General features: G+C 40.6%; 22 protein-coding genes. 20 read left to right on the top strand and 2 right to left on the bottom strand.

Annotation, left to right across the window (positions count from 1 at the left end):
* Positions 1–78: 78 nt before the first annotated feature.
* Positions 79–1,677 carry a CTP synthase gene (pyrG, locus tag AC4D4A_RS06130; protein WP_490995066.1) on the top strand — a complete coding sequence of 533 codons (1,599 nt, stop codon included), beginning with the start codon at positions 79–81 and terminating at the stop codon, positions 1,675–1,677.
* 567 nt (positions 1,678–2,244) lie between these two features.
* Here pyrG and AC4D4A_RS06125 read toward each other — a convergent pair.
* A complete protein-coding gene (locus AC4D4A_RS06125) occupies positions 2,245–2,790 on the bottom strand; it encodes a DUF2529 family protein (RefSeq protein ID WP_490995065.1) in 546 nt (181 codons plus the stop codon).
* Between the two features lie 214 nt (positions 2,791–3,004).
* Here AC4D4A_RS06125 and AC4D4A_RS06120 point away from each other — a divergent pair, with 214 nt between their 5' ends.
* From AC4D4A_RS06120 to upp, 19 genes are all read left to right on the top strand, one after another.
* On the top strand, positions 3,005–3,382 hold the full coding sequence (locus AC4D4A_RS06120; protein WP_490995064.1) for a response regulator: 378 nt from the start codon (positions 3,005–3,007) through the stop codon (positions 3,380–3,382).
* Between the two features lie 167 nt (positions 3,383–3,549).
* Positions 3,550–4,407, top strand: a complete 858-nt coding sequence (locus AC4D4A_RS06115; protein ID WP_490995063.1) for a class II fructose-bisphosphate aldolase — start codon at positions 3,550–3,552, stop codon at positions 4,405–4,407.
* A 162-nt stretch (positions 4,408–4,569) separates the two neighbouring features.
* Positions 4,570–5,220 carry a fructose-6-phosphate aldolase gene (fsa, locus tag AC4D4A_RS06110; RefSeq protein ID WP_490995062.1) on the top strand — a complete coding sequence of 217 codons (651 nt, stop codon included), beginning with the start codon at positions 4,570–4,572 and terminating at the stop codon, positions 5,218–5,220.
* Between the two features lie 142 nt (positions 5,221–5,362).
* Positions 5,363–6,649, top strand: coding sequence for a UDP-N-acetylglucosamine 1-carboxyvinyltransferase (gene murA, locus AC4D4A_RS06105; protein WP_490995061.1), 1,287 nt, complete (start codon positions 5,363–5,365; stop codon positions 6,647–6,649).
* A 391-nt stretch (positions 6,650–7,040) separates the two neighbouring features.
* Positions 7,041–8,324: a transcription termination factor Rho gene (gene rho, locus AC4D4A_RS06100; RefSeq protein WP_490995060.1), complete on the top strand. Its 1,284-nt coding sequence runs from the start codon at positions 7,041–7,043 to the stop codon at positions 8,322–8,324.
* Between the two features lie 123 nt (positions 8,325–8,447).
* Positions 8,448–8,663 (top strand): 50S ribosomal protein L31, encoded by a 216-nt coding sequence (rpmE, locus tag AC4D4A_RS06095; RefSeq protein ID WP_490995059.1) that lies wholly within the window; start codon positions 8,448–8,450, stop codon positions 8,661–8,663.
* 283 nt (positions 8,664–8,946) lie between these two features.
* Entirely contained in the window at positions 8,947–9,585 is a 639-nt protein-coding gene (locus AC4D4A_RS06090) for a thymidine kinase (RefSeq protein WP_490995058.1), read from the top strand.
* Positions 9,586–9,783: 198 nt separating this feature from the next.
* On the top strand, positions 9,784–10,854 hold the full coding sequence (gene prfA / locus AC4D4A_RS06085; protein ID WP_490995057.1) for a peptide chain release factor 1: 1,071 nt from the start codon (positions 9,784–9,786) through the stop codon (positions 10,852–10,854).
* Positions 10,855–10,856: 2 nt separating this feature from the next.
* A complete protein-coding gene (gene prmC / locus AC4D4A_RS06080) occupies positions 10,857–11,720 on the top strand; it encodes a peptide chain release factor N(5)-glutamine methyltransferase (RefSeq protein ID WP_490995056.1) in 864 nt (287 codons plus the stop codon).
* A gap of 709 nt (positions 11,721–12,429) precedes the next feature.
* The gene (gene spoIIR, locus AC4D4A_RS06075; protein ID WP_490995055.1) at positions 12,430–13,245 is read left to right on the top strand and encodes a stage II sporulation protein R; all 816 of its coding nucleotides are present in this window, start codon (positions 12,430–12,432) and stop codon (positions 13,243–13,245) included.
* 261 nt (positions 13,246–13,506) lie between these two features.
* A complete protein-coding gene (locus AC4D4A_RS06070; protein ID WP_490995054.1) occupies positions 13,507–13,941 on the top strand; it encodes a GNAT family N-acetyltransferase in 435 nt (144 codons plus the stop codon).
* 171 nt (positions 13,942–14,112) lie between these two features.
* Positions 14,113–15,165, top strand: a complete 1,053-nt coding sequence (locus AC4D4A_RS06065) for an L-threonylcarbamoyladenylate synthase (protein WP_490995053.1) — start codon at positions 14,113–14,115, stop codon at positions 15,163–15,165.
* A 53-nt stretch (positions 15,166–15,218) separates the two neighbouring features.
* Entirely contained in the window at positions 15,219–15,779 is a 561-nt protein-coding gene (locus AC4D4A_RS06060; RefSeq protein WP_490995052.1) for a manganese efflux pump MntP, read from the top strand.
* Between the two features lie 78 nt (positions 15,780–15,857).
* On the top strand, positions 15,858–16,301 hold the full coding sequence (locus tag AC4D4A_RS06055) for a low molecular weight protein arginine phosphatase (protein WP_490995051.1): 444 nt from the start codon (positions 15,858–15,860) through the stop codon (positions 16,299–16,301).
* Between the two features lie 48 nt (positions 16,302–16,349).
* Positions 16,350–16,787 (top strand): ribose 5-phosphate isomerase B, encoded by a 438-nt coding sequence (gene rpiB, locus AC4D4A_RS06050; RefSeq protein WP_490995050.1) that lies wholly within the window; start codon positions 16,350–16,352, stop codon positions 16,785–16,787.
* Positions 16,788–16,809: 22 nt separating this feature from the next.
* The gene (locus AC4D4A_RS06045) at positions 16,810–17,379 is read left to right on the top strand and encodes a TIGR01440 family protein (RefSeq protein ID WP_490995049.1); all 570 of its coding nucleotides are present in this window, start codon (positions 16,810–16,812) and stop codon (positions 17,377–17,379) included.
* Between the two features lie 107 nt (positions 17,380–17,486).
* Complete coding sequence (gene glyA, locus AC4D4A_RS06040; RefSeq protein ID WP_490995048.1) at positions 17,487–18,728, top strand: serine hydroxymethyltransferase; 1,242 nt, start codon at positions 17,487–17,489, stop codon at positions 18,726–18,728.
* A gap of 20 nt (positions 18,729–18,748) precedes the next feature.
* On the top strand, positions 18,749–19,015 hold the full coding sequence (locus AC4D4A_RS06035) for a hypothetical protein (RefSeq protein ID WP_490995047.1): 267 nt from the start codon (positions 18,749–18,751) through the stop codon (positions 19,013–19,015).
* Positions 19,016–19,518: 503 nt separating this feature from the next.
* Positions 19,519–20,148 (top strand): uracil phosphoribosyltransferase, encoded by a 630-nt coding sequence (gene upp, locus AC4D4A_RS06030; protein ID WP_490995046.1) that lies wholly within the window; start codon positions 19,519–19,521, stop codon positions 20,146–20,148.
* A gap of 187 nt (positions 20,149–20,335) precedes the next feature.
* Here upp and AC4D4A_RS06025 read toward each other — a convergent pair whose 3' ends face one another.
* On the bottom strand, positions 20,336–20,923 hold the full coding sequence (locus AC4D4A_RS06025) for a hypothetical protein (RefSeq protein ID WP_490995045.1): 588 nt from the start codon (positions 20,921–20,923) through the stop codon (positions 20,336–20,338).
* Positions 20,924–21,085 lie beyond the last annotated feature (162 nt).

The following is a 21,085-nucleotide window of genomic DNA, read 5'->3' as shown; positions in this document are numbered from 1 at the left end:
AAAACAAAAACTAATCACTATTAATAGATTTGTGCTTACCAAATGAAATCAAAACGATCTTTTAGGAGGTTTTTATAGATGACAAAGTATATTTTTGTTACAGGCGGAGTTGTATCTTCTTTAGGAAAAGGGATTACAGCTGCTTCACTTGGCCGCTTATTAAAAAACAGAGGCTTGAAAGTGACAATCCAAAAATTTGATCCATACATCAATGTGGACCCAGGAACGATGAGTCCTTATCAACATGGTGAAGTTTTCGTAACAGATGATGGTGCAGAAACAGATTTAGACTTAGGCCATTATGAGCGTTTTATTGATATCAATTTATCAAAGCTTTCCAATGTAACTACAGGTAAAGTTTACTCTCATGTATTGAAAAAAGAGCGTCGCGGAGACTATTTAGGCGGAACAGTGCAAGTAATCCCACATATTACGAATGAAATTAAAGAGCGGATTATGAAAGCTGGCCATGATACAAATGCGGATGTCGTTATTACTGAAATCGGCGGAACTGTAGGGGATATTGAATCCTTGCCATTCCTGGAAGCGATTCGTCAAATTAAGAGTGATATTGGAAGCGATAACGTTCTATACATTCACTGTACATTGATTCCTTACCTGAAAGCTGCCGGTGAAATGAAAACGAAGCCTACACAGCACAGTGTTAAAGAATTGCGCAGCTTAGGTATTCAGCCAAATATTATCGTCGTACGTACAGAATTACCAATCTCTCAGGATATGAAAGACAAACTTGCTCTGTTCTGTGACATTGATAAAAACTCTGTCATTGAGTGCCGTGATGCAGAAACTTTATATTCCATTCCATTGGATCTTCAGGCACAAGGAATGGATGAAATTGTTTGTAACCATTTAAAACTACAAACAAATGATGCAGATATGACAGAATGGAAGGAGTTGCTACATAAAGTAACGAACCTGACCAAAGAAGTGAAAATCGGTCTTGTTGGAAAATATGTAGAGCTTCAAGATGCTTATATTTCTGTAGTAGAAGCATTAAAACATGCCGGTTATGCATTTGATGCAGATGTGAAGATTAAATGGATCAATGCAGAGCATGTAAATAGAGAAAATGTAAATGAAATGCTTGATGATGTGGATGGTATTTTAGTGCCGGGTGGATTTGGAGACCGTGGTGTTGAAGGAAAAATCCTGGCAACGGAATATGCCCGTACAAACAAAAAGCCGTTCTTTGGAATTTGTCTTGGTATGCAGCTTGCATCTGTTGAATTTGCACGTAACGTCCTTGGATTAAAAGACGCTCATTCTTCTGAACTTAATCCAGAAACGACAAACCCAATCATTGACTTGCTTCCTGAACAAATTGATATTGAGGACCTTGGCGGGACTCTTCGACTTGGACTATATCCATGTAAAATTGTTCCTGGAACGAAAACATATGAAGCTTATCAAGATGAAGTGGTGTATGAGCGCCACCGCCATCGTTATGAGTTCAACAACCATTATCGCGAAGATATGGAGAAACAAGGCTTTATCTTCTCAGGTACAAGCCCGGATGGACGTCTGGTAGAAATTATTGAATTGAAGGATCATCCTTGGTTCATTGCTTCTCAATTCCATCCAGAATTTAAATCAAGACCACAGCGTCCGCAGCCATTGTTCCGTGAATTCATTCATGCATCACTAGGCGAAAAATAATAAAAATAAAGGTGTACAGAAGTCAGTTGTTACTGATAGTTCTGTACACCTTTTTATTTTTGAGTGTATGTTTCACTTAAAAGAGATATTTAGTGCTCATTTGGGCGATTAGTCGCACAATTTGTCTAATAAGGGCAGTAAATTGGAAACGCTCAGTTATCTTGGGATTCGCTCATTAAATTGAAAAAACGCTCAATAATTCTGAGATCCGCTCAAATATCGCAATGCCATTAAAAATATCATCAAAATAATTCCTGAATCCTACTAGAAATAGAGTATCCAACTTAAATTTAATAGTCATAACAGTAAAGTCGGATATGAGCGCATCGGAAAACACTATATCCAGCACTTATCAGCACAGAAAAAAACCTTTTCAGCAAAAGGCTGAAAAGGCTATTCAATAAGTTGAAATTATAAAATTCTATATAACCTCAATCTATCCAAACTTACAACTTTATATCGTAAACAAAATCATTATCAGAAAACTTTTATCCAACAAAAACAGACAAGAAACTTGCTGGTATGCGCTTACGTAATGTAAAGTTATTTTTTGGCCAAGCAGGATAATTATTCTTCTTCATATTCCTTAATGATTTCATCGATTGACAGAGTGATTCCCTGATAAACGAAGAGGGCGGCTGCAAGGGTGGGAATCCCACTTCTTGTTCCATCTTCATTTGGAATAAGGCCTCGTGTTGCTTTTAAATCAATATGGATATCTGCCAGATTGGCAAGATTCGGGGTATTGATATCATCTGCAGCAGGAGCCAGGGAAACGGCAACGAAAGGGATACGCTGTCCGTTTAAGGATTCAGCCAAAGCAACTGCTTCCGGTTCGGTTGCAGTTCGTGCAAAGATGATGGCGCGGTCTCGTTGCTCAATTTGAGCCATATATTGGCCGTTATACAATCGTTTCACGCCTTTGATTGGTTCAGGTCCATCGATTGCCTGGCTGATAATCCCATCCATTTCTTTAAAACCGTGAAGATAAACAATACCATGGCCGACTAAAGCCTGAGCTAATAATCTCGCTGCGTCCTCCATATTTTCCTGTTCATCTTGTTCAATTTTTTTATAAATACCAGTTAATTGAGTTAAATATATTTTCAGCATTTGGGTCAACTCCTGATTTTAATAGTAATAGATGCTTACATTTCTACTGTTTTACAACATTAAAATGATAAGTTCCTGTCAAAGTATAAATGCTTGAACGTAAATTGTCGAAAGACAATTTCGTTTGAATAAAGGGATTATTTACCTATTGGTAGAACTTATAGATTTAAGTGTCTTATTTATACAGGCTAACGGAAAGAAGGAGCTGTGTAAAATGAATGAAAAAATTTTAATTGTTGATGATCAATTTGGTATCCGTATATTGCTGAATGAAGTACTGCAGCAGGAAGGATATCAAACATTCCTGGCGGCAAATGGAGAGCAGGCATTGGCGCTTCAGAAAAGTGAATCACCAGATTTAGTGTTGCTGGATATGAAAATTCCCGGTATGGACGGAATTGAGATTTTAAAAAGAATGAAAGAAGAAGATCGGGGCATTCGTGTATTAATTATGACAGCGTATGGAGAATTAGATATGATTCAGGAAGCGATGGACCTTGGAGCCTTGACGCATTTTGCAAAACCATTTGATATTGATGATATAAGGAAAGCGGTAAAGGATCATTTGCCGGTTGCTAATATTGACAGTTAAATGTACATTTTGCACACTTGTTGATAGTTTGAAGACAAGTTGATATGCTAGAGGTGAGTTCCCTCTGATAGCTTTTTGCAGAAGGGGGAATACATATCGATCCATTAGGGAAAATGATAAGGGAAGCCGTTTGGCTCGTAGCTTATTATTAACAAGGAGGAAGAAAAATGCCTTTAGTATCAATGACTGAAATGCTGAACAAAGCAAAAGAAGAAGGATATGCAGTTGGACAATTTAATATCAATAACCTAGAGTATACCCAAGCTATTCTTCAAGCTGCTGAGGAAGAAAAATCTCCAGTAATCCTAGGGGTTTCTGAAGGGGCAGCTCGTTACATGGGCGGTTTTAAAGTGTGTGTAGCTATGACAAAAGCCTTAATGGAAGAATACAAGACAACAGTTCCAGTTGCTATTCACTTAGACCACGGTTCCAGCTTTGAAAAATGTAAAGAAGCTGTTGATGCAGGATTCACTTCCGTTATGATTGATGCTTCTCATCACCCATACGAAGAGAATATTGAAATTACTTCTAAAGTGGTTGAATATGCTCATGCAAATGGTGTCTCTGTTGAAGCAGAACTTGGAACAGTTGGCGGACAAGAAGATGACGTAGTAGCTGATGGCGTTATCTATGCTGACGTTGAAGAGTGTAAAGATCTTGTAAAACGCACAAATATCGACTGTCTTGCTCCAGCGTTAGGCTCCGTTCACGGACCTTACAAAGGTGAACCAAACTTAGGTTTCAAAGAGATGGAAGAAATCGGGAAAGAAACTGGTATGCCTTTAGTACTTCACGGTGGATCCGGTATTCCTTTACACGATATCCAAAAAGCGATTTCTCTTGGAACAGCTAAAATTAATGTAAATACTGAAAACCAAATTACTTCTACTAAAGCAGTACGTGAAGTATTAGCTGCAGACAAAGAAGTATACGATCCACGTAAATACCTTGGACCAGCTCGTGAAGCAATTAAAGAAACGGTTATCGGTAAAATTCGTGAATTCGGTTCTAATAACAAAGCATAAAAGATATTTTTACGGGAGGATGCCACTCATCATGGGATCCTCTTTTTTACTATACATATTTTTGGCAAAATCATACGTTTTTAAAGGTGAAATTATTTGCTCAAAATGGAGAACAATGACACAATATAAAAAGACATAAAATTCATTCTAGGAGGAATTTAAATGAAGTTTTTTATAGATACAGCAAACATAAATGAAATTAAAGAGGCTCATGCACTTGGGATTTTAGCAGGTGTAACAACAAATCCATCATTAGTTGCGAAGGAAAAAGATGTATCTTTCCATGATCGTCTTCGTGAAATAACAGCGTTGGTACCTGGTTCTGTAAGTGCTGAGGTTATTGCGCTGGATGCGGAAGGTATGATTCGCGAGGGTAAAGAATTAGCTGAGATTGCTCCGAACATCACAGTAAAAGTACCAATGACTCCAGACGGATTAAAAGCAGTTCATGCATTGACTGAAGCAGGAATCAAAACAAACGTAACGTTAATTTTCAATGCTAACCAGGCTTTACTAGCTGCCAGAGCAGGTGCAACTTATGTTTCTCCATTTATCGGAAGATTAGATGATATTGGACAAAATGGACTTGATTTAATAGCTGAAATTGCAGAAATCTTTGCAATTCATGATATCGATTCAGAGATTATTGCAGCAAGTATCCGTCATCCACAGCATGTGACGCAAGCAGCACTTCGCGGCGCACATATTGCAACAGTTCCTTATAATGTAATTCTTCAAATTTGTAAGCATCCGTTAACCGACAAAGGAATTGAAGCATTCCTTAAGGATTGGGAAACAAGAACTGAAAAATAATCTTGGTAAAATATGTATGAATGATCCGAGCTTGTGAAATAATTTGACAGACTAGCTTTAATTCAGGTGATTTTTGTGGTAATATTTACCTTATTCTCGCCGGACGGATAAAATTACATCAAGGGCGCAGAAGGGAGTTATTATGGAAAAGCTTAAAATAGCGGGTGGGTATCCGCTAAAAGGGGAAGTTCGCATAAGTGGTGCAAAAAATAGTGCAGTTGCTTTAATTCCAGCAACTATTCTTGCTGACTCATCTGTAACAATTGAGGGGCTTCCAAATATCTCTGACGTAGAAATGCTTAAAGGATTACTTGAAGAAATCGGCGGTCAGGTAACACTTGACTCAACTGAAATGACTGTTGATCCGAGTAAGATGATATCAATGCCTCTTCCAAACGGAAGGGTCAAACAATTACGTGCCTCCTATTATTTAATGGGAGCGATGCTCGGTAAATTTAAGAAAGCAGTTATTGGCTTGCCGGGGGGATGCTATTTGGGACCTCGCCCAATTGATCAGCATATCAAAGGATTTGAAGCTCTCGGTGCTCAGGTAACAAATGAGCAGGGGGCAATCTATTTGCGTGCTGAAGAATTACGTGGAGCCCGAATCTACCTGGATGTTGTCAGCGTAGGAGCAACGATTAATATCATGCTCGCAGCTGTATTAGCTAAAGGCAAGACCATTATCGAAAACGCTGCGAAAGAGCCGGAAATTATCGATGTTGCAACATTGTTAACGAATATGGGAGCCCGTATCAAAGGTGCAGGTACGGATGTCATTCGTATCGAGGGTGTCGAAAAACTTCATGGTTGCAGACATACCATTATTCCTGACCGTATCGAGGCAGGAACCTATATGATTGTTGCCGCAGCTGTTGGAGAAGGTATATTGATTGATAATGTAATACCGCAGCATCTTGAACCCCTGATCGCAAAGCTGAGAGAAATGGGAATTGATATTGAAGAGCGGGACGACCAGATTTATATACCAAAGGCTGAAAAATTAAAAGCAGTAGATATTAAAACCCTTGTATATCCTGGTTTCCCTACGGATTTACAGCAGCCCTTAACAGCACTATTGACGAAGGCTACTGGATCTTCTGTTGTTACGGATACCATATATGGATCTCGATTTAAACATATAGATGAATTAAGCAGGATGAACGCCGATATTAAGGTAGAAGGCCGTTCTGCAATTATTAATGGACCTGTTCAGCTTAATGGAGCAAAAGTGAAGGCAAGTGATTTGCGCGCCGGAGCTGCTTTAATTATTGCTGGTCTATTAGCAGAGGGAGTTACCGAGATAACCGGAGTCGAGCATATCGATCGGGGATACAGCTTTATAGTGGACAAGCTTTCAGGACTGGGAGCGACCATATGGAGAGAACAATTATCGCCGAGAGAGATTGAGCAGCTTAAGAATTCTTAATGTAACAATCTATACAAGAAACCCAATTTAATTTGGTTATGAAACTGTAATTTAGATAAATATAGTAGTTCCTCCAGGTGAAAATCTGGAGGATTTTATTATAAAAATTATGAAATTGTGATATATTGAGAATGTTGCAATAGTTTTTAAAATCTCTATGTGATGTTAATAGTTGAAGTCTGAATCAAAAGCGAGTAAAATGGATTTGTTTTTGAGAAAAAAATAGAATAGAATATAAATGCTAATGAAAGCAACAAATGGTTTACGTGGATCTAAACCGCAACTCATCCTTTTACCTTCCTAAATATTTTCTTCTTGATAACCCTATCCATGTAGTAATAAACAAATCACTAAAATCAATCTAATTAATTTACTGAAGTGTGGTGTCATAATGGAATTAACAATTTCCGATTTAGAGAATTTAAAGCTAAAAGAGCTTTATGAACAAGCTAAAAAGTATAAAGTGTCCTATTATAGTAAGCTGACAAAGAAAGAATTGATCTTTGCCATCTTAAAAGCTCAGGCGGAGCGAGATGGGTACCTATTCATGGAAGGTGTTCTGGAAATCATTCCATCTGAAGGATTTGGATTCCTAAGGCCGATCAATTACTCACCAAGTTCAGAGGATATCTATATTTCGGCATCTCAGATTCGCCGATTTGATCTAAGAAACGGTGATAAAGTATCCGGTAAGGTACGTCCTCCAAAAGAAAATGAACGGTATTATGGATTATTGCACGTTGAAGCAGTGAATGGGGATAATCCTGAATCAGCTAAGGAGAGAGTGCATTTCCCTGCATTAACCCCACTATATCCTGATCGTCAGGTTGTACTTGAAACAACCCCTCGCCATGTATCTACGCGTGTAATGGATATCGTAGCGCCTGTTGGTTTTGGGCAACGCGGATTGATTGTTGCACCTCCAAAAGCGGGTAAAACGATGCTTCTTAAAGAGATTGCCAATGCCATTACAACCAATCACCCGGATGCGGAATTAATCGTCCTGTTGATTGACGAGCGTCCTGAGGAAGTAACGGATATCGAACGGTCTGTACAGGCGGATGTAGTTAGCTCAACATTTGATGAGGTTCCTGAAAACCATATCAAGGTAGCAGAGCTTGTATTGGAACGTGCAATGCGTCTGGTTGAGCATAAACGGGATGTTATTATTTTAATGGATAGTATAACAAGATTGGCACGTGCTTATAATCTAGTAATCCCTCCAAGCGGCAGAACATTATCAGGTGGGATTGACCCGGCGGCATTTCACCGTCCGAAGCGTTTCTTTGGAGCTGCCCGTAATATTGAAGAGGGCGGCAGCTTAACCATTTTAGCAACAGCCCTGGTGGATACAGGTTCAAGAATGGATGACGTTATTTACGAAGAATTTAAAGGAACAGGTAATATGGAGCTTCACCTGGATCGCTCACTTGCAGAAAGAAGAATATTCCCTGCTATTGATATTCGCCGATCTGGGACAAGGAAAGAGGAGCTTATTATTCCAAAAGACCATTTGGAAAAATTATGGGCTATTCGCAAAACAATGTCAGATATGCCTGATTTTGCTGAGCGCTTGTTACGAAAACTTAAGCAAACTAAAACCAATCAGGAATTCTTTCAATACCTCGATGACGAGATGAAAAAGTCAACAGGTGGATCGAAAAGAATCTTGTAATAGTAGCAGTAGCTGTTGATTTAAAATAGCACGTCTGTTATAATATCTTGAGTGTGCTTCTACTTGAAAAAGCACGCTTGATAACTCTGTTTCGAAAGACTCAGGGCGGAAGGAGTGGAAAAGATGAAAACAGGAATTCACCCTAATTACAAAACAGCAACTGTTAAATGTGCTTGTGGTAATGAATTTGTAACTGGCTCTGTTAAAGAAGAGGTGCGCGTAGAGGTTTGTAACGAATGCCACCCATTCTACACTGGACGTCAAAAGTTTGCTTCTGCTGATGGACGTGTTGAACGTTTCAACAAGAAGTATGGTTTCAAATCCCAACAAGAACAATAATTTTGATTTTCGGAAACAGGCAGCGGGTAAGCCGCTTGCCTGTTTTTTTGCTTTAAGATAGACACAGGCTAATGTACTGAGAAAAACATGTTGGTCTGTGTTTGTATGTTTTTAGAGGAATTATATCAATTTTTTAACAACAAAGGTCTCTATTAACAAATGATAAAAAATCTTTTCTTGAGCAGTTTATGATGTATAATTATCTATTGGTATAGTAAATGCAGGAATGTTACAAGTAAAATCCTAATGAACCTAGTAAAGACAGGAAGGGAGACCCCAACACATGTACGAAACGAAACAATTTGGCTGGATAGAATTAATTTGTGGCAGCATGTTTTCCGGAAAATCTGAAGAACTGATTCGCAGGGTAAGGAGAGCGGTCTTTGCTAAGCAATCTATTGCTGTTTTCAAACCGGCTATTGATAATCGATACAGTGAGGAAGCGGTGGTTTCCCACAATGGAACTTCTGTTATTGCCAAAGGCATTACGCATTCATCCCATATCTTCGATCATATAGATTTAGATACAGATTTAATTGCCATTGATGAAGTGCAGTTTTTTGACGAAGAAATTGTACAGGTTGCTCAGCATTTGGCAGACAGCGGCTATCGAGTAATCCTGGCTGGCCTAGATCAGGATTTTAGAGGAGAGCCATTCGGGCCGATGCCGGAGTTAATGTGCCTGGCAGAACAGGTAACAAAACTACAGGCGGTTTGTTCCGTATGCGGATCCCCTGCAAGCCGGACGCAGCGTTTGATTGACAAGAAGCCTGCAGGCTATGAGGACCCTGTTATTTTAGTGGGTGCATCGGAATCCTATGAGCCAAGATGCCGTCATCATCATGAAGTACCAGGCAAACAAGAAACGGTACATACACCGATTAACGGTGGTATCGAACACATAAAAACAAACAGGCTTTAAAAGGAATGAACACCTCCGGAGGAATAAGTGGAATTTGGGGGTGTTTTTGTATGTCAGAAATAAAAGGGTATGGCAGATAAGGATGTATGTTCATCTTTGCCGTCTCTTTTTTTCGTTTCCGTCTGATTGTGGTACAATAAACAAATCAAATACTGAGGTAAAAACCTCTTTTAAAAACCTGTTAATGAGGTGAAGAAATTGATCGATCGTTTACAAGCGGTAGAAGACCGATATGACAAATTAAATGAGCTTTTGAGTGACCCGGAAATCGTAAATGACACTAAGAAGCTTCGCGAATATTCCAAGGAACAATCTGATATTCAGGAGACTGTCTTTGCGTATCGAGAATATAAAGATGTACGTTCCCAATTTGTTGATGCGAAAGCAATGCTTGAAGAGAAGCTGGATGCTGAAATGCGTGAAATGGTGAAGGAAGAAGTAGATGAACTTTCCGGACAAATGAAAGCGTTGGAAGAAAAGCTTAAAGTATTGCTGATTCCGAAAGATCCTAATGATGATAAAAACGTTATTATGGAAATTCGCGGAGCAGCCGGCGGTGATGAAGCGGCTCTATTCGCAGGAAGTCTTTATAGAATGTACAGCCGTTATGCTGAGGCGCAAGGATGGAAGATTGATGTAATGGATTCAAATCCAACGGGGCTTGGCGGTTATAAAGAAATCATCTTTATGATTAATGGAAATGGCGCATACTCCAAGATGAAATTCGAAAACGGTGCCCATCGTGTACAACGTGTCCCTGAAACAGAATCAGGCGGTCGTATTCACACTTCAACAGCGACTGTGGCTTGCTTACCGGAGGCAGAAGAGGTTGAGGTTGAAGTTCATGACAAAGATATCCGTGTAGATACGTTTGCATCTAGCGGACCGGGCGGACAAAGTGTTAACACTACCATGTCAGCCGTACGTCTTACTCACGTTCCTACAGGGATTGTTGTATCCTGCCAGGATGAAAAATCCCAGATTAAAAACAAAGAGAAAGCAATGAAAGTATTGCGTGCTCGTATTTATGATAAATTCCAGCAGGAAGCACAGGCTGAGTATGACAGTGCCCGTAAATCTGCAGTCGGAACAGGGGATCGCTCAGAACGTATCCGTACGTATAATTATCCGCAAAACCGTGTAACAGATCACCGCATTGGATTAACCATTCAAAAGCTGGATCAAATCATGGAAGGCAAGCTGGATGAAGTGATTGATGCATTGATTGTTGAGGACCAGGCTAGCCGTCTTCAAAATGCGGAGGATTAAGAATGATGAAAGTGTATGAAGCTCTTCGATGGGCTTCTTCTTTTTTAAGGGAGAATGGCCGTGATGAAAATGCCGGAGAATGGCTATTGATGAGTCAGCTCGGTCTATCCCGTGCCCAAATGCTTGCGAATATGCATGATGAGTTAACGGAAGAGGAAGAAGCGATCTTTATAAGGGATGTAAAAAAGCATGGAATCGAAGCAGTACCTGTGCAGCATATTATTGGCAGCGAGGAGTTTTATGGCAGGACATTTCTGGTGAATGGAGATGTATTGATTCCGCGTCCTGAAACGGAAGAGCTGATATTTCATGCCTTAGCTAAACTAAAAAAACTTTTCAGTCCTGAAGAGAAGCTGGAGATGGCTGATATTGGCACAGGCAGCGGGATTATTGCGATCACAATGGCATTGGAATGCCCTGGTATGAAAGTGACGGCTGTAGATTTGTCAGAGAAAGCATTGAAACAGGCAGCTAAAAATGCTGAACGCCTTCAGGCAGACGTGGCGTTCCTGCAGGGGGATTTGCTCAAACCATTAATAGATGCTGGGAAAAGGGTGAATGTTCTTCTTTCTAATCCTCCTTATATTCCTGAATCAGATCATGCTATCCTTTCAGATGTGGTTAGAAACCATGAACCTCATCTCGCCTTGTTTGCTGGAAATGATGGTTTGGATTGTTACCGCCAAATCACATCAGATCTGCCAAGTGTACTTACAGACAAGGCTTTGGTTGGATTTGAAGTAGGCGCCGGTCAGGGAGAGCAAGTAGCAGAACTAATGCGAGCTGTATACCCAGACGCCCATGTAGAAGTTATTTTCGACATCAACGGAAAAGATCGAATGGTCTTCGGCGAAATAAAAGGCTGAAGCGACTGCCCAGGCCCGACAAGCATAAGAGGAGGCACGTAGGGAGGCGCACGTCCCTCCCGCAGTGGCTACACTTATGACTCGAGGGCCTAGGAGCTGAAGCTAGATTTCATAAAAAGCTGAAACGGCTCGATCAGAAGCGAGGAGCATAAGACAGGGGCTCGGAGGGAGGTGCTCTTCCCTCCCGCAGAGGTCATGCTTATGTCCTGAGCTTCTAGCCGTTGAAGCTAGATTAAATAAAAAGCTGAAGGGCCTTGCCCAGCCGCGACAAGCATAAGAGGAGGTGCGGAGGGAGAGCGCCCTTTCTCTCCTGTAGCAGCTACACTTATGACTCGAGCGGCTAGGCCCTGAAGCTAGATTAAATAAAAAGCTGAAGGGCCTGTATTAATGAACGAAGACTAAGAACGCCACGTCCTGTGGCAACGTCTTCATGACCTACATCCTGTAGGCCCGCGACAAGCATAAGACGAATACTCGAAAGGAGGCGTTCTTCCCTTCTGTAGAGTATTTGCTTATGACTCGAGCGGTTAGGCCCAGAAGCTAGATAAAAAAGGACACAGTTTAGAAAAGAAAACTGTGTCCTTTTTTATAATTGTTCAACTCCCTGCCTACATAATTTCCGAAAAGGTTTGTCAACAAAATTCAGATAATTATAGTTTAAGATAGAAAAAAACTGTCCACACTGTTTGTAAGTGAAGGGACGGTGCTAATGATGATGGCAAAAAAATACTTGCCTTTAATATATATTGTATTACTTTGCGCAGCCACAATGACTGGAATGATTACACCGAAAAACAGTACTTCTGCAACAGAAACAGAGGTTCAAGTCATCCCGAATGAAGCGATTCGCTTACGGATCTTAGCAAACAGTAATAAAGAAGCTGACCAGGAATTGAAACGATCCATCAGGGATGAGGTCAATAAAGAAATTAACAAATGGGTAGCAGAATTAACTTCGATTGAGGAAGCTAGAAAAGTGATTGGTTCCCGTTTGTCTGATATAGAAGCTATAGCTGAAGATGTTATGGTTAGAGAAGGTAATATACAAAAGATACAGGTTGATTTTGGTGAAACTGTTTTTCCAACTAAGCTATATGGACAATATTTATATCCGGCAGGCAAGTATGAAGCTATTAAAATCACATTGGGTGAGGGTCAAGGTGAGAACTGGTGGTGCGTCCTTTTCCCGCCGCTATGCTTTCTGGATTTCAACAGCGGAACGGCAGTAGCAAATGATTCAGTATCTGAAGAGTCAGCTGAAGACGTTGAGCCAGTTAATAATAGTACAAACGAGGAAACTGCAGAACAAACACAAACGGATGAGCAAAAGATACAACCGATTAAGACGGCCAGCCAAACGGATAAATCGATTGAAAAGGCAGAAAATCAGGAAACACAAAAGGATTACGAGAATCAGTCTGAAGAAGCTGGAGAAGATATTACTCCTCCTGTATATGAAGAGCAGGATGAAGAGCCGGTTAAGGTGAAATTCTTTTTAAAAGAGATCGTGAAGGATTTATTTTGAGACTGGAGAGTATTCCAGTGAAAACCAAGTTAAAAGTATAAATAGGAAGTGTTGCGGAGTGCGGAATAGAGTCGAAGTGGTTGAGAGTAGAGTGGGGAAACAGCCGAAGTTGATCCAAATTAAGTCGAACTGGACTAGAATGCAGCCGAATTTGCCAAAATTGTAGCCAACCGGATAATCAATGTCTGATCCGGTTCTATTTTCCCTATTAATTCATATCCATATAGTAGTTGTGATTTGATAGTGAAGGGAGAATAGAAGGTGTATTATATATCTATATCAAAAAGTACCGATGTTGAAGGAATTGAGCGGTTTGCGGCCCCTCAAGGAGTTGAGCTGCATCATGAAGACATTAGTTCAGGAAAGTTTGTTTTATTAAAAGAAGAAGGCTCTATTAAAGGAATGATTGGTCTAGAGCCATGTGGAGATTATGGGGTGCTTAGGTCTTTTCTGTTTAAAGAGGAGGCTCAGGCGCAAGTACCTGCCCTGTTTGAAACGATCTTGGCTTTGGCAAAGGAAAAAGGGTTGAAAAAGATATTTTTGATATCGAATAAACTGCAAGCGTTAGGATTTTTTGAGGCTCTTCAATTTGAAAGAGTGAAAAACGGCGAGATTCCTAAAGACGTAAGAGATTCCTCAGTTGTGGAAAAGGTGTGGACAATAAGCGAAACATATATCATGGAAAGAGCCCTATAAGGATGGAATTATCCACGATTTTATTGGCTTTATTCACAGACTGTGGATAAAGCTTGTTTTATTGTATAAATTCTTTTATACTTGCAAGGTGATTTTGTGAAAAATGTCGAAGAATCCTTATTTAATAAGTAATTTATAGAGAATGTTGTAGATTGGTGGCAGGTGATAATAGTGGAAACGAAAATGTGGACAGTGGATAAAGTTGTGTATAAAAAAGAAGGTTATCCACAATTGATAGATGCAGCGCAAAAATTGAAGGCCGGAGAGCTGATTGCATTTCCGACTGAAACGGTATATGGACTTGGAGCAAATGCCTTGCTTGGAGGGTCTGTAGCGGCTATTTATGAGGCAAAGGGAAGACCAAGTGATAATCCTTTAATCGTACATATTGGAGAAAAGGATCAGGTTCATGGTTTGGTGGAAGACATTCCTGCAGTCGCAGATAAACTAATGGAACAATTTTGGCCGGGTCCGTTGACGTTAATTTTCCAAAAGAAAGAGGGAGTATTCCCAGATGTGGTAACAGCGGGTCTTTCCTCAGTAGCGATTCGAATGCCGGATCATCCGGTGGCTTTGGATTTACTGAAAAAGGCGGGCTGTCCAACGGCAGCACCAAGTGCAAATCTGTCTGGTAAACCAAGTCCAACAACAGCTGAGCATGTTCGCGAGGATTTAGATGGTAAAATTGCTGGAATCGTGGATGGAGGTCCAACTGGGGTTGGATTGGAATCGACTGTACTTGATGTGACTGGCAGCATTCCGCAAATTCTCAGACCTGGTGGCATTACGCGTGAACAGCTGGAGGCAGTAATCGGTGAAGTGTCTGTGGACCCTGGCTTGGTGAAGGATAGTGATGCCCCGAAAGCCCCTGGTATGAAATATACGCATTACGCACCAAAAGCTCCATTGACCTTGGTTGAGGGTACCCCTCAGTATATCCAAACGTTAATAAATGAAGAGCGGGACTTAGGTAAGAAAGTGGGCGTATACACGGTTGATGAGCATGCCCATTTGTATGAGGCTGATGTGATTATTACTGGTGGAAGCCGTGAAGAGCTGGACTCTGTAGCTGAAAAAATGTATGGAGTGCTGCGCCAATTTGATAAAGAGCAGCCGGATCTTATTTTCGGAGAAGTGTATCCGGAAGAAGGGATTGGGATTGCAATCATGAATCGCTTGAAGAAAGCGGCAGGAGGAAGAGTCATCAAGCAAGACAAGTTCTAATTGATCCGGGACAGGCATATGTTTATGTAGGCTGGTCCCGGGAGGTTACTTGGATGGAACAAACGATGGTTGAATTTTTTGGCTTGCTTTTTATGGCTTTGGCACTCGGAATGGATGCTTTCTCAATTGGATTGGGGATGGGATCGTACAGGCTAAGGCTTAAGCAAGTACTCGTTATTGGGTTGACGGTTGGTGTTTTTCATATGTTAATGCCGCTCCTAGGTATCTTTTCAGGAAAGTTATTATCCGCTCAGTTTGGATTGTTTGCCTCTTACGCCGGTGCTGGTTTATTACTATTTCTTGGTTTGCAAATGCTCCTCTCCGGAATACAGGGAAAAAGTGAAACAGTAGTGGCTCCGGTTGGAACAGGTTTGATTCTATTTGCGATAAGTGTCAGTTTGGATAGTTTCTCTGTTGGACTGAGCCTCGGAATGCTAGGATCGCGAGCTTGGATGACCATTTTTTGCTTTGGCTTTGCTGCCTTTTTCCTGACGGTGTCAGGGTTGCTGTTAGGGAGGAGAGTACATACATATCTCGGCAAATATAGTCTTGTTTTTGGAGGAAGCATCATGTTTGCAGTTGGGTTAAAGATCATCCTGCACCTACATGGATAAAGATGTGTATCAGATTGATCTGGTACATTTTTTTATTGTCCGTAAATATTCTATAATGGGGACAGGAGGGAAAATACGTTGAAGAACATTTTATTCGTTTGTACAGGAAATACATGTCGAAGTCCTATGGCTGAAGCTATTTTGCGAAATTACAATCTGTCTGATATAGAAGTGAAATCAGCAGGGGTTTATGCCTATGGGGGACAAACGGCATCTGAGTATACCGTTACAGTACTTGATAAACACAAAATTGCGCAGGACCATGCCTCATCTCCATTAAAGAGAGCAGACATTGAGTGGGCAACCTATGTATTAACGATGACAGAAAGCCATAAGCAGTTAATTGCCACGCATTACCCTCAGGCAATTGAAAAGACGTTTACATTAAAGGAATTCGTAAGTGACGACCCTGGGAACAGAGATATTTCAGATCCATTCGGGGGGAATGAACAAGTATATGAGCAAACTTTCCATGAATTATCTAAATGGATTAAAAAGCTTGTGGAAAAATTAAAAGACTAGATTTAGGATAGAAACTGTGCAGTTCAAATTGAAGGGAGTCATTTTATCATGAAAGTTATCATTGCATCAGATCACGGTGGAATAAATATAAGAAAAGAAATTATGAATCTAATGGAAGAGCTTGAGATTCAATATGAGGATCTTGGTTGCGATTGTGAAACATCTGTTGATTATCCGGATTATGCGCTGCCTGTAGCTGAAAGAGTGGCAAAAGGAGAATTTGACAGAGGGATTTTGATCTGTGGTACTGGAATTGGAATGAGTATTGCGGCGAATAAAGTAAAAGGAATTCGTGCAGCATTGGTACATGATATGTTTAGTGCCCAAGCTACAAGAGCTCACAATAACAGTAACGTACTAACAATGGGAGAGCGTGTAATTGGTCCTGGTTTAGCCAGAGAAATTGCTCGTGTTTGGCTGACAACGGAATTTGAAGGCGGTCGCCATGAAACACGGATTGGAAAAATAGCTGAAGCAGAAAAATAAATCTTAGAAGGGCAGTAGAAGAATGAGTGAGATTAATTTAAAAGAAATAAAAACTCAGGTGACTGCCATTCTCGAAGATTTGGAAGCTCATTTTCCGCTGAATGGCCGTTTGTTGGTAATTGGCTGCAGTACAAGTGAAGTAATCGGAAAGCGAATTGGTACAAGCGGAACGATGGAAGTGGCACAAGCAATCTTTGAGGCCATATATGATTTTTCTAAGCAAAAGGGAGTCTACCTGGCTTTTCAGGGCTGTGAACATATTAATAGGGCTCTGATTATTGAACGAAAGACAGCTATTCAATATAATCTGGACGAAGTATCAGTTGTGCCCGCCAGGAATGCGGGTGGAGCATTGGCCACCTGTGCATTTGCTAATTTCAAGGATGCGGCTGTGGTTGAACATATTCGGGCAGACGCAGGTATTGATATAGGTGATACCATGATTGGAATGCATCTGAAGCATGTTGCAGTCCCGTTGCGTTCAACAGTTAAAGAGATTGGGAAGGCGCATGTGACATTTGCTATGACCCGGCCGAAACTGATAGGTGGGCCGAGGGCTCAATATGATAGAGAGAATATAAGAGAAATGTAAGAATTATACGTCAATGGAATAAATGACTATTGTCCTTTTTCGTGCTAGAATTGAAGGGATTAAATTGGAGATTTGTCCGTTTTGACGAAAAGGGAGGAAGCTATAAGATGAGGCATTTGCAAAAGCAAGACTCGCAGGTATTTGATGCAATTCAACAAGAATTGGGCAGACAACGCGGTAAGATTGAGCTGATTGCTTCAGAAAACTTTGTCAGCGAAGCAGTAATGGAAGCTCAAGGATCCGTGCTGACTAATAAGTATGCGGAAGGATATCCAGGCAGACGCTATTACGGCGGCTGTGAATATGTGGACGTAGTTGAGGATTTGGCTAGGGAACGTGCCAAAAAGATATTTGGAGCGGAGCATGCAAACGTACAGCCACATTCAGGCGCTCAAGCAAATATGGCTGTTTACTTTACAATTTTGAATCCAGGAGATACGGTACTTGGAATGAACCTATCCCACGGAGGCCACTTAACTCACGGAAGCCCTGTAAACTTCAGCGGAATCCAATACAATTTTGTTGAATACGGTGTTGATGAAAAAACCCATCTTATAAATTACGAGGATGTTAGAGAGAAAGCAATTCAATGTAAGCCTAAATTGATTGTTGCCGGCGCCAGTGCGTATCCTCGTTCAATTGATTTCAAGAAATTCCGTGAAATTGCAGATGAAGTAGGCGCCTATTTAATGGTGGACATGGCTCATATTGCAGGGCTTGTTGCAGCCGGTTTGCACCCAAGTCCAGTTCCTTATGCGGAATTCGTCACGACGACAACTCACAAGACATTGCGCGGACCACGCGGAGGAATGATCCTTTGCAAAGAAGAGTTTGCTAAGAAAATAGACAAGTCCATTTTCCCTGGTATTCAGGGAGGACCTCTCATGCATGTAATTGCTGCAAAAGCGGTGGCATTTGGTGAGGCACTTCAGGATTCCTTTACAGATTATGCAAAGGAAATTATAGAGAATGCAAAACGCCTTGGTGAAAGTCTGCAGAAGGAAGGACTTACGCTTGTATCAGGCGGAACAGACAATCACTTATTATTGATTGATGTTCGCTCCATCAACCTAACTGGTAAAGTAGCAGAAAAGGTATTAGATGATATCGGTATAACGGTGAATAAAAATACCATTCCATTTGATCCGGAAAGTCCATTTGTAACAAGCGGTGTGCGTATTGGAACAGCGGCTGTTACAAGCCGTGGATTCAAATTGGAGGATATGGATGAAATCGCAGCAATCATTAGTCTTGCCCTCAAGAACCATGAGGACGAAGAGAAACTAAAAGAAGCTGCAGATCGAGTGACTAAGCTATCTGGAAAATACGAATTATATCCTGAGTATTAAGGTGAATAGAAGGGGTGTTGGTGAGTCAGTTAGGACTTATCGACACCTCTTTTTATGATGTTTGGCAGTATAGCGTGTCGTTGATATGGTTAGGGAAAAATGATGCTGAATGGGAATCAATGAGCTTAGAAATTAGGAATGGCTGGAATAAGAGGGATTTGGCTGGTAAAATCCGTGGATCAGCTGAATTAATATTAAAATCGGCTGGAATAATAGCTGCATTGGCTCTATTATTTTTCAATTCCGCTCAATTCATGGAAATTTCACATCCATCTACGCTTCTTTAACGATTTTAACACTTTAAAAAGTGGATAATAGAGAAGAAGGTATAGAATCAAGTTTTAATAAAAAACTAATGAAGACTAAAAAGCTGAGGCGACTGCCCAGCTCCGACAAGCATAAGAGGAGGCACGTAGGGAGGCGCTCTTTCCTCCCGTAGTGGCTACACTTATGACCTCGAGGAGCTAGGAGCCGAAGCTAGATTGAATAAAAAGCTGAAACTGATTTAAGGAACGAAGACTAAAATCGCCACGTCCTGGACAACGTAACGTCTTCATGACCTACATCCTGTAGGCCCGCGAGGAGCATAAGACAGGATCTCGGAAGGAGGTGTACTTTCCTCCTGCAGAGTTCATGCTTATGTCCTGAGGTTCTAGCTGGTGAAGCTGGAATAAATAACCCTCAGGTACGGTAGATTTTGGCATGCCGAAACTTAATTGAACTAATGGAGAATTTTCTGTACAATAAAACGAGTGCAAAAATAGGAACATAAAAGTGAGGAGAGATCCATATGGGAAAAGTTTATGTGTTTGACCATCCGTTAATACAGCATAAGTTAACATTTATCCGTGATAAAAATACGGGTACAAAAGAGTTCAGAGAATTGGTAGATGAAGTATCTACTTTAATGGCTTTTGAAATCACCCGAGATCTCCCGTTAGAAGAAGTGGAAATTGAAACGCCAGTCAGCAAATCAACATCTAAAACCATTGCGGGTAAAAAAGTAGCCATTATCCCTATTTTACGTGCTGGTCTTGGTATGGTTGACGGCATGATTAAAATTATTCCAGCAGCAAAAGTTGGACATGTAGGTTTATACAGAGATCCGGAAACATTGAAACCAGTTGAGTATTATGTAAAACTTCCTGCTGACGTAGAGGAAAGAGAATTTATCGTAGTTGATCCAATGCTTGCGACAGGTGGATCTGCTGTCGATGCCATCAGCGCAATCAAAAAGCGTGGGGCAAAAAATATTAAATTCGTTTGTCTAGTTGCTGCACCTGAAGGCGTTAAGGCAGTAGAAGAAGCGCATCCGGATGTCGATATTTTCATCGCTGCACTTGATGAAAAATTAAATGATCACGGATATATCGTTCCAGGTCTAGGTGACGCAGGCGACAGATTGTTCGGAACAAAATAAAGATAATTTATAGAGGTGTTCATCAGCCGTTTCTGACTGATGAACACCTCTTTTTTTGCGGAAAATTAACTCGGATTTAAACTCTAGGCGATACCTCATCTACACCACTTTAAGATTCCAGCTTCAATTCATGGAATCTGCTATTTAGGTATAAAAATATGCCATGATAACAGAACTGATTTCAAGTCTAAGGTTTTAACATTTCATCGCGTTCTTTCTTTAATTCCTCAATTCTCTTTATTTCTTCCTGATATTGTTCCTCGACTTCTGATGTGGCCGGAATGAAGGATTCATTATTATAATCAACCCTTTTTCCGTAACGGATCATTTCATAAATGATCATACCATTATTAGGCTTTCCGTTAATTGTATGCATTGGTATAACGTCAAACAGAACATAATAAATCGCATAGAAAGCAAAGCGATCCCAAAATGTCTTAAACTCCTCAATAAAATGGTTGGCAATTAAAAAGTTAATGAGGAGGGCGATGGATAGGTTCATTAAAATCGGACCCAGATAGATGCAGATGTAAGCAAACTTACTCTTACGCTTTAATTCATCATACGAAAACCAGCTATATAAGTGGTAGTATTTGCGAATATCGATCATTCCAATTTTTTTGATACGGGGGCCGGAACCAATCGTAAGTCTTGGATTGATTACGCCAAATAACCAGCTGACTAACAGGTAGCCTGTCTCCCGAAGAAAAACAACGACAGGCAAGATGATAAAGGCAGAAATCACTAATGACATAAGATCGGCCAGACCAAACATAACTCTACACATCCTAACTAAAATTACTCATATACCTGACACTCATACCCAGACCTATTTAACAGACAAACAGGAAGAATCTGGATATTCATTTTTTTACTCCAGAAAATCAAGCCATTAACCGAAACTGGAGGTCGCAGAAAATCTACTATTTATTTTCAT

Source organism: Pradoshia sp. Z5_111 (assembly GCF_058267535.1).
This window is presented reverse-complemented; position numbering and strand designations above follow the sequence as displayed.

What these genes read in the sequence shown, in the direction of transcription:
- rpmE (WP_490995059.1), top strand. Translation starts at nt 8,448, where the DNA reads ATGAAAACAGGAATTCACCCTAATTACAAAACAGCAACTGTTAAATGT.
- rho (WP_490995060.1), top strand. Translation starts at nt 7,041, where the DNA reads ATGGAATTAACAATTTCCGATTTAGAGAATTTAAAGCTAAAAGAGCTT.
- AC4D4A_RS06090 (WP_490995058.1), top strand. Translation starts at nt 8,947, where the DNA reads ATGTACGAAACGAAACAATTTGGCTGGATAGAATTAATTTGTGGCAGC.
- glyA (WP_490995048.1), top strand. Translation starts at nt 17,487, where the DNA reads ATGAGGCATTTGCAAAAGCAAGACTCGCAGGTATTTGATGCAATTCAA.
- upp (WP_490995046.1), top strand. Translation starts at nt 19,519, where the DNA reads ATGGGAAAAGTTTATGTGTTTGACCATCCGTTAATACAGCATAAGTTA.
- fsa (WP_490995062.1), top strand. Translation starts at nt 4,570, where the DNA reads ATGAAGTTTTTTATAGATACAGCAAACATAAATGAAATTAAAGAGGCT.
- AC4D4A_RS06060 (WP_490995052.1), top strand. Translation starts at nt 15,219, where the DNA reads ATGGAACAAACGATGGTTGAATTTTTTGGCTTGCTTTTTATGGCTTTG.
- spoIIR (WP_490995055.1), top strand. Translation starts at nt 12,430, where the DNA reads ATGATGATGGCAAAAAAATACTTGCCTTTAATATATATTGTATTACTT.
- AC4D4A_RS06120 (WP_490995064.1), top strand. Translation starts at nt 3,005, where the DNA reads ATGAATGAAAAAATTTTAATTGTTGATGATCAATTTGGTATCCGTATA.
- prmC (WP_490995056.1), top strand. Translation starts at nt 10,857, where the DNA reads ATGATGAAAGTGTATGAAGCTCTTCGATGGGCTTCTTCTTTTTTAAGG.
- AC4D4A_RS06115 (WP_490995063.1), top strand. Translation starts at nt 3,550, where the DNA reads ATGCCTTTAGTATCAATGACTGAAATGCTGAACAAAGCAAAAGAAGAA.
- AC4D4A_RS06025 (WP_490995045.1), bottom strand. Translation starts at nt 20,923, where the DNA reads ATGTTTGGTCTGGCCGATCTTATGTCATTAGTGATTTCTGCCTTTATC.
- pyrG (WP_490995066.1), top strand. Translation starts at nt 79, where the DNA reads ATGACAAAGTATATTTTTGTTACAGGCGGAGTTGTATCTTCTTTAGGA.
- murA (WP_490995061.1), top strand. Translation starts at nt 5,363, where the DNA reads ATGGAAAAGCTTAAAATAGCGGGTGGGTATCCGCTAAAAGGGGAAGTT.
- AC4D4A_RS06045 (WP_490995049.1), top strand. Translation starts at nt 16,810, where the DNA reads ATGAGTGAGATTAATTTAAAAGAAATAAAAACTCAGGTGACTGCCATT.
- rpiB (WP_490995050.1), top strand. Translation starts at nt 16,350, where the DNA reads ATGAAAGTTATCATTGCATCAGATCACGGTGGAATAAATATAAGAAAA.
- AC4D4A_RS06125 (WP_490995065.1), bottom strand. Translation starts at nt 2,790, where the DNA reads ATGCTGAAAATATATTTAACTCAATTAACTGGTATTTATAAAAAAATT.